Annotated in this window: 8 protein-coding genes; all 8 read right to left on the reverse strand. The window is 64.9% G+C overall.

Annotated features, from left to right (window positions below):
- Positions 1 to 210 (reverse strand): DUF6632 domain-containing protein (locus VFG49_RS08310; protein WP_324859346.1); only part of this gene is annotated, 210 nt, incomplete at its 3' end.
- Between the two features lie 64 nt (positions 211 to 274).
- Positions 275 to 937 (reverse strand): GNAT family N-acetyltransferase, encoded by a 663-nt coding sequence (locus VFG49_RS08315; protein ID WP_324859347.1) that lies wholly within the window; start codon positions 935 to 937, stop codon positions 275 to 277.
- Positions 844 to 1,062 carry a hypothetical protein gene (locus VFG49_RS19235; RefSeq protein ID WP_414649087.1) on the reverse strand — a complete coding sequence of 73 codons (219 nt, stop codon included), beginning with the start codon at positions 1,060 to 1,062 and terminating at the stop codon, positions 844 to 846. The genes VFG49_RS08315 and VFG49_RS19235 overlap by 94 nt, the downstream gene beginning before the upstream one ends.
- Before the next feature lie 231 nt (positions 1,063 to 1,293).
- On the reverse strand, positions 1,294 to 2,646 hold the full coding sequence (murD, locus tag VFG49_RS08320; protein WP_324859357.1) for a UDP-N-acetylmuramoyl-L-alanine--D-glutamate ligase: 1,353 nt from the start codon (positions 2,644 to 2,646) through the stop codon (positions 1,294 to 1,296).
- A gap of 8 nt (positions 2,647 to 2,654) precedes the next feature.
- Entirely contained in the window at positions 2,655 to 4,028 is a 1,374-nt protein-coding gene (gene murL, locus VFG49_RS08325) for a UDP-N-acetyl-alpha-D-muramoyl-L-alanyl-L-glutamate epimerase (RefSeq protein ID WP_324859349.1), read from the reverse strand.
- 2 nt (positions 4,029 to 4,030) lie between these two features.
- On the reverse strand, positions 4,031 to 4,471 hold the full coding sequence (locus VFG49_RS08330; protein ID WP_324859351.1) for an endonuclease domain-containing protein: 441 nt from the start codon (positions 4,469 to 4,471) through the stop codon (positions 4,031 to 4,033).
- A gap of 76 nt (positions 4,472 to 4,547) precedes the next feature.
- Positions 4,548 to 7,166 (reverse strand): bifunctional aspartate kinase/diaminopimelate decarboxylase, encoded by a 2,619-nt coding sequence (locus tag VFG49_RS08335; protein WP_324859353.1) that lies wholly within the window; start codon positions 7,164 to 7,166, stop codon positions 4,548 to 4,550.
- 248 nt (positions 7,167 to 7,414) lie between these two features.
- On the reverse strand, positions 7,415 to 8,825 hold a 1,411-nt coding region (locus tag VFG49_RS08340; RefSeq protein WP_324859355.1), incomplete at its 5' end, for a fumarate hydratase.

The following is an 8,825-nucleotide window of genomic DNA, read 5'->3' on the forward strand; positions in this document are numbered from 1 at the left end:
TCGATGGGCGAGCGAATCACGAGCCGCAAGGATGAGGAACACGCCCAGCGTGGCGTAGACGCCCACGATCATCATCGGATAGTCCGAATAGCCTTCGTGCCATTTCCATCCGGATGGCCAAACCTGCATCAGCGGATAGAGAGCCAAACAAACGATGCCCAGCACGACGAGGGCGATGCGCAGCAACTTCAAACGCGATGGTTCGCTCATGACGGTGACCTCGGCGATGGCGGCGAGGTGGACAGTGTATGCCTACGGTCCCAGCGGCGCCCTCTCAGAGCTCGCGGGTCATGAAGACGCTGTACGGATCGTCGGCGTAGTCACCAAACGGACCGCAATAGCTGAAGCCAAAGCGCGCATATAGCTCCCGTGCGGGCATGAACGCCGATGGCGAACCTGTTTCCAGGCTGAGACGGCGGTAACCGCGCCGCGTCGCCTCATCGAGAATGTGCCGCAGCATGCGCGCCGCCACGCCCTTGCGGCGGTGGCGATGGGAGGTGCGCATCGACTTGATCTCGCCGTGGGTCTCATCCAGTTGCTTGATGGCCCCGCACCCCAGCAGCTCCCCGTCCTGCCACACCGTCCAGAAAGTGATTTCCGGACGACGCAGTTTCTCCAGGTCGAGCGCGTGGATGCTCTGCGGCGGCGAGTGCCGTTTCATGTCGTCGAGATGTTCCTGCAGCAACGCCGCGATCTCGGGGCCATGTAGATCATCGATGCGCACTTCCATGGACACGTCGGCCTCATCCCGGGATGGCAATGGCAACGATAGCTGCGGGGACACGCCGAAGCGATCGTTTGGACAGCCGAAGCGCGGACTGAAGCCGTAGTCGTCCAAAGGCATCAGCACTTGCCCATCGTCCGCAAGCGCCCCGACGCATGGTCCAGCGATTCGGCGGTATCCAATTCCACGAGGATGGGGTTGGCCGGCGTGCATGAAAAATCGTGCTTGACCGGACTATCCGAACACTTGAATTCGCGTCCACACGGCGCGAATCGTGCCATCTTAATCGTGCCTTCCAGTCCCGGACCGCCCTCGGCTTGGCGCTCTACGCTGAGCATCTTCGAGTCGGGACACGTGGCGAAGAACGGCCTAGCGCAGCCTGTGCGCTGCCCTGGACATCAGGAAGGGCGTGGCCTTGGCGATCGCTACGCTCCGCTCGCAAGGGCCTCTGGTTCCCGCGACAAGCCAAACGTCTGCTGCAGGTGCCATCCAATACGCGACAGCCGAACGGAACGGTACAACCAGACGTCGCGGTCGCGCACAGGGTGCGCTCCCACAAGGCGAAGTCGTCAGGCGACTCCCAGCCCTTCAATACCAACGATGTCATGCGCTTCAAATCCCGCCATCTCGGCGAAATGGCGGCCGCGGTCGGCATAGTCGTGGAACTGGTCGAAACTCGGTGCGCCCGGCGACAGCAGGATGGTGCCGCCCACTGGCGTTATTTTCCGTGCACACGCGACGGCAGCAGCGAGATCGGCCATCTCCTCCACCTGCACGCCTGCATCACGCAGCGCGCGCGCGATCCGTGGGCCGTTCGCGCCCTGCGCCACGATGGCGTGCGGTGCATGGGCTTTCATGGCAGCCACGAAATCGCTCCAGTCAAGGCCACGATCATGACCACCGACGATCACGGTGACCGGGCGGCCTTCGAGAGTGGCCAATGCGGCCAGCGTGGCCTGTGGCGTCGTGCTGATCGAGTCGTTGATCCAGGCAAACCCATCGCGCTCGCCCAACGGCTGCAGGCGATGCGGCAGCGGACGAAAACTGGCCAGCGACTCGGCCGCAACCACGGCATCGAAACCCATTGCCTCCAGCGCCGTCAAAGCGGCGCAGGCGTTGAGCGCATTGTGTTCACCGGGTGCGCGGAGCCTGGAAATATCGAACACCTGCTGCGCGCCGCGGCGGATGAAGCCGCCTGTCACATGCCAGCCTTCGACCTGCCCGAACAGTCGCCGATGCGGATGCACGGCCGTACGTTCGAGCAAATAAGGTTGTCCTGCGTTCACCAGTAATTGCCTGGAGACGTCCGCCAGCTTGAGCTTGTCGGCGATATAACGTTCGCGCGAGCCGTGCCAGTCGAGATGCTCCTCGTAGAGACTGGTGATGACGCCCAGTTCCACCGGACCGGCGTCTGCGGTCTGGAAGCTCGACAGCTCGATCGCCCATAGCTCGGCCTCGGCATCCGCCAGTTCCAGCAAGGGCATGCCGATGTTGCCGGCCAGCGCCGTACGCACGCCGAGGCTGCGCGCAAGGTGCGCAAGCAAGGCGGTGGTCGTGCTCTTGCCCTTGGTGCCGGTAATGGCAACGACGCGTGCGTCGGGCCGCTCGGCGAACCACAGCGAGGTACCGGAGGTGATGCATACGCCGGCCTCCCGCGCAACGACCAGCGCCGGCTTGTAGGCGGAAATGCCTGGCGATTTCACCACCACGTCGAACGAGGACAGCGCGATGGCATCCGGCTCATGTCCACGCACCACGAGCGACGGATCAAACGATTGCGCGGAGGTTGTTTCGGCGTCGCTGCAAAACAGGGTTAGCGGTAGTTGCGGCAAGCGCGAACGGATCGCCGTGATGGCGGCGCGCCCTTCGCGACCAAAGCCCCAGACGGCAACGCGCCTGCCGTCGAGGTCAGCGATGCGCAGCAGTGGATTCACTCGAAGAACGCCAGCGCCGGCTGCAGGCGTGTCGGGATGCGATGCTCCGGCGAGGGCTGCAGCCAGGGCTCGATGGCGAGTTCGCTTTCATCGAGCTGCGGCAGGATCTCGCTGCGGAAGCGCGCGACCAATGCGTCTTCCTGCCACTCCGAACGCTGGCTCAGTGCATACATCGCCGCCCGCGCTTCGGCACCCTCGCCCACGCATTCAAACGGCTTGTGATCCTGGTATTCCAGCAGCGCGTCGAAGCCGGCGGCAAGGTTCTCATCGTCCAGCAGGTTGCGACCGAAGATCGAAAGCAGCCTCGGCTTGGCCAGGAATGGCGCCAGCGCGAGGAACACGAAGTGGCACTTCGGACACTGCCCGCACCAACGGTCTGCCGGCTTGGGGCCGAGGATCTTGAAGTTGCGGTTGCAACTGGAGAACGCATCGAAATACGGCGTGAGCTTGGCGAACGTGCGCGTCACCGCCAGTTCGGCGTACGGACGCAGCAGCGAGCAGTAGTCGAGATCGGCCGCCACATGCTGGTGCAGCCAATCGCCCATCAGCGCCTCGAAGGTGTAGCCCTTGCTCCACTGGTGGTTCACCAGCTGGCCTTCGTACTCCAGCGTGGCGGCGGACGCCGAACGCTCGTTGGCGAAGGCGATGCTGTCGTAGCCATACAGAATGGCGGCCACGGCAAGGATCGCCGAGTTCACCGCCGTCACCGGGATATGGCCATTCCAGGCACCCAGGCGGTTGAGCTCGAACAGGCCCGGCGCCAATTCGCGCTGGATATTGAGCGTGGGCAAGCCTGTGCGCTCGGCGCACGCAGCGATCAGCGGAGAATTGCCCACCCACACGGCGGTGGCTTCACCGTCGATGGATTTGATGGCTTCCACCGCCACCAGGGAATCCTTGCCACCGCCGATCGGCACCAGGGTGCGATGCGGCAGTCCAAGCACCTTGGCCTGGGGTTTGGCGGCAGCGCCACGCGAGTTTGCCGCTGTTTCCGAGCCAAGGCGCGGAAAGGCAATGCGGCCACGCAGGTCCAGCCCGTTGCGGTAGGCAAACTCGGCGAGGCCATGCAGATACAGCGCATCCAGCAGATTGGCGGTGGCGTCGTCCAGCGCACCACCAACGACCTCAAGGCGCGGCGGCACGCCTGCCTTGTAGTAGCTGACACCGGCGATCAGGTGCAGCAGCTTCAACGCCTCGTCGAAGGCGGCCTGGTGACCGGCGGGAATAGCCGGCGCGTTCGGGAAGCGCACGCGCTCGATCAGCTCTTCGCCGTGGTCGAAGGCATACACCAGCTCGGCCACGCCATCGGCGTAGCTGCAGCGCACGAAGCGGAATACCTGGGTCAGGCGGGGTTGGATGTGGATCGTCACGCTCAAGTCTCCGTCGACGCTACTCCCTCTCCCCTTCGGGCGACCCGAAGGTAGTCCCGTGGGAGAGAGGGTCGGGGTGAGCCACCTGAAGGTGGTAAAGGTCCGGGGCTTGCCAAAGCCTCCAGAATCACCTCAAGCACGCCTTCCATATTTTTCAGTACTTCATTGTTCCAGAAACGCAGCACGCTGTAGCCCATCACCTGCAGCTCAAGCGTCCGGCGCTCGTCGTAAATCACTTGCTCGCCATGCTGCCCACCGTCCAACTCCACAATCAAGTCCGCATCCGGGCAGACGAAATCGGCGATGCAAGGGCCGATTTCATGCTGACGGCGGAATTTCCAGCCTTGCAGGCGGCGATTTCGAAGTCGATGCCAGAGCAGTTGTTCGGCATCGGTTTGTTCGATACGCAGCTTGCGCGCTCGGTCTGCATTCAAACGCTGCATCCGTGAGCGTCCTTGGTTGTAGTTCTGCCGCGAGCACCCGCCCCTCTCCCCACAGGGGAGAGGGAGAAGTGCGTGGTTACTCCAGGATAATTTCCTCAGCCTCGTCCCGCAGGTTGTACGGCGAAGACATCACCTTGCCATACGCGCCAGCCTGGGCCACCAGCATCACATCGCCTTCCTGCGGCTCCGGCAGGCGGCGGTCGGTGCCGAGCACGTCGCCGCTTTCGCAGATCGGGCCCACCACCTGGAACAGCGCGGTGGCCGGTTCGTCGAGCCGCGTGAGGTTGACGATCTCGTGCCAGGCCTCGTACAGCGCAGGACGGATCAGGCTGTTCATGCCTGTGTCCACGCCGAGGTAACGGATGGTGCCGTTGCCCTTGCCCTTGGTCTGCGTGACGCGGGTCAACAGCACACCGGCCTCCGCCACCAGGTAACGGCCGGGCTCCATCCACAGCTTGTAATGTGGATAAGCTGCCTTCACCTCGCGCAACACCTTGTCCAGCGCGGCGATGTCCAGCCGCGCCTCACCCGGATGCGAGGGCACGCCAAGACCGCCGCCGATATCCAGGAAGGTCACGCTGCCGATGCGCTCGGCAATGCTGGCCAGCTGGCCATAGACCTCGCCCCAGTGCCCGTCGTCGAGGATGCCCGAACCCAGGTGCGCGTGCAGGCCGCGCACCGTGACGCCATGCGTGTCGGCCAGGCGCAGGCACGCATCCAATTGTTCCACCGGCAAGCCGAACTTGCTGCCGCTGCCGCCGGTGCGGACCTTCTCGTGATGGCCCAGGCCGCGGCCGAGATCAAGGCGCAGCACGACCTCGCGCCCGCGGAACAACTCGCCCCACTGCTCCAGCTGATAGATGGAATCCAGCGACAGCGTGGCGCGGGTAGTGAGTGCCCACTCGTAGTCTTCGCGCGGCGCGAAATTGGGCGTGAACAACAGCGGCGCGGATTCGGGCACCACCGCCATCACCGCCTTCAGCTCGCCCGGCGATACGCACTCGAAACCGAAGCCCTCTTCCGCCAGCGCCTTGAGGATGGCCGGATGCGTGTTGGCCTTCACCGCGTAATGCAGGCGATCGACGGCCGCCAGCGTCTTGAGCTCACGCGCCTGCTGACGCACGGTCGGCAGGTGATAGACGTAACGCGGGGTCCGCTCGGCGCCCAGCTTAAGCAGGTCGCCGCGTCGGCCATCGCGCCACCATGACGCCGTCGGCGGCAACACGTCACCGCTGCCATATAGGGCCTGCCAGCTCGGACCGAACAGCGCGCTGTCGTCGGTGCGCAGCGCGCCCGCCGTGATCAGCAGCTCATGCAGATGCGGCAGCAGTTCGTCGACGACGTTCTCGTCCACCACGAAGGTGAGATTGAGGTTGTTGGATGACTGCGAAATCATGTGCACGCGCAGCTGGCCGAACTCGGCAAGCACACCGGACAGCGTGTGCAGCATCGAACGCATGCCACGGCCCACCAGGGTGATGGCCGCACACGGCGCAATCACCTTCACGCGGCACACCTTGGCGAGATCACTGGCCAGCGCGGCGAGTGCGTCGGAGTCGAGCAGGTTCTCGGTGGGATCGAGCGAGACCGTCACGTTGGTTTCGGCCGAACCAATCATGTCCACCGACAGGCCGTGCTGCTTGAAGTGCGCGAACACGTCGGCGAGAAAGCCGACCTGCTGCCACATGCCCACCGATTCCATCGACACCAGGGTGATGCCCTTGCGCGCGCTGATCGCCTTGACGCTGGGCGCGTGCTCGCGCACCTCCGGGCCGATGAGGGTGCCTTCCAGCTCGGGCCGGTTGGTGTCCTTGATCAGCAGCGGCACGCGCGGCTCGCGCAGTGGCGACAGGCAACGCGGATGCAGCACCTTGGCGCCGGTGGAGGCGATTTCCTGGGCTTCCTCGTAGTCCAGTCGCTGCAGCAGGCGCGCGCTTGGCACCTGGCGAGGATTGGCGGTGAACATGCCCGCCACGTCGGTCCAGATTTCCACCCGTTGCGCCTTCAACAGCGCGCCGAAGTACGAGGCGGAGGTGTCCGAACCGCCGCGTCCGAGCAACACCGTGCGGCCCTGCGATTCACGCGCGATGAAGCCTTGCGTGATGAACACGTCACCCAGGTTGGCGAGCCGCGCATTAAGCGCCGGGTCCGGCTTGCACTCGACCATTGCCGAGAGCAGTTTGGTGCGCTCGTTCTGGTTGGGCAGTGCGATGGCCGAGAGGCAATCTCGTGCATCCAACCACTGCGTGGCGAGGCCGCTGTGGGTGAGGAACGCCGAGCCCAGCGCACTGGACATCAGCTCACCGTGCCCCTGCACCAACGCCGACCAGGCCAGCTCGCCCAGCAGCGACGGGCCGTCTTCGGCCAGCTGCGCAAGCTCCGCCAGACGGGCGCCCAAGGTGTCCGGAACCGCCAGCTGCATGTGATCGAGCAGGTCGTAATGACGCTGCGCGATCGCCTTGGCAGCCTCGATGCGTTTGCCCTTGTCTTCCTGTGCGCACAGTTGTTTGAGTGCGTCGGTGATGCCGGAGAGCGCCGAAACGACAACGAGCACGCGGGCGCCTTCGGCGCGGCGGCTGGCTACCAGCTCCAGAATGTTCTGCCAGCGAGGCAGGGTGGCGACACTGGTGCCGCCAAACTTCATCACGATCCAGGATGCGTCAGCGGGAAGCGACGCGGGGCTTTGCGGGTTCACGAGTACCTTCGTTGGTGGTTGGGGAAGACAATCGGGTGAGTGTTGCGCCGCAGCAGGCGGAATGCAACTGTCGCAGGCGATGGACGTTTGGATGGCTAAATGCGGCTGCGCATGGCACCGCGAAGAACTCCCTCTCCCCTCCGGGGAGAGGGCTGGGGCGAGGGGCCGGGGCGTGCGCCGCGCAACGCTCTCGCAAGCACCCGCCCCTCACCTCGATCCTCTCCCCGCAGGGGAGAGGAAGCAGATCTTCAGGCCACCACCACGGGGATTTTCCCGATGCGCGCCTGCCATTCTTTCGGACCCGTCTGGTGCACAGACGTACCCGCCGAGTCGACGGCGACGGTCACCGGCATGTCCTGCACTTCGAACTCGTAGATCGCTTCCATGCCCAGATCGGCGAAGCCGACGACGCGCGAGGCCTTGATCGCCTTGGACACCAGGTACGCCGCGCCGCCCACGGCCATCAGGTACACCGACTGGTGCTTCTTGATCGCCTCGATGGCGGCCGGGCCACGCTCGGCCTTGCCGACCATGCCCAGCAGACCGGTCTGCGCCAGCACCTGCTCGGTGAACTTGTCCATGCGGGTGGCCGTGGTCGGGCCGGCAGGACCCACCACCTCGTCACGCACCGGATCGACCGGGCCGACGTAGTAGATGAAGCGACCCTTGAAATCGACCGGCAGCGGCTCGCCCTTGTTGAGCATGTCGACCATGCGCTTGTGCGCGGCGTCGCGCCCGGTGAGCAGCTTGCCGTTGAGCAGCAGCACTTCGCCCGGCTTCCAGCTGGCCACGTCCTCGCGGGTAACGGTGTCGAGGTTCACGCGACGGCCCTTGCTGGCGTCGTAGGTGAGCTTGGGCCAGTCTTCCAGCGATGGCGGATCGAGCATCACCGGACCCGAACCATCCAGCGTGAAGTGCGCGTGGCGCGTGGCGGCGCAGTTGGGGATCAGCGCAACCGGCAGGTTGGCCGCATGGGTCGGGTAGTCCTTCACCTTGATGTCGAGCACGGTGGTGAGACCGCCCAGGCCCTGCGCACCGATGCCCAGCGCATTGACCTTCTCGTACAGCTCGATGCGCAGCTCTTCGGCGCGGTTCTCCGGGCCACGGGCGATCAGGTCCTGGATGTCGATCGGCTCCATCAGCGCTTCCTTGGCCAGCAGCATCGCCTTCTCGGCGGTGCCACCGATGCCGATGCCCAGCATGCCCGGCGGGCACCAGCCGGCGCCCATGGTCGGCACGGTCTTGATGACCCAGTCGACGATGGAGTCGGACGGGTTGAGCATGGCGAACTTGGACTTGGCCTCCGAACCGCCGCCCTTGGCCGCGACGATCACATCGACGGTGTTACCCGGCACGATCGAGACGTTGATGACGGCAGGCGTGTTGTCCTTGGTGTTGGTGCGCTTGCCAGCCGGGTCGGCCAGCACGCTGGCGCGCAGCTTGTTGTCCGGATCGTTGTAGGCGCGGCGCACGCCCTCGTTGATCATGTCCTCCAGCGACATCGTCGCGTCCCACTGCACGTTCATGCCGACCTTGACGAACACCGTCACGATGCCGGTGTCCTGGCACAGCGGACGGTGGCCTTCGGCGGCCATGCGCGAGTTGATCAGGATCTGCGCCATCGCGTCCTTCGCGGCCGGCGACTCCTCGCGCTCATAG

Origin of the sequence: Dyella sp., from assembly GCF_035685885.1 — a bacterium.
GTDB lineage: Bacteria > Pseudomonadota > Gammaproteobacteria > Xanthomonadales > Rhodanobacteraceae > Dyella.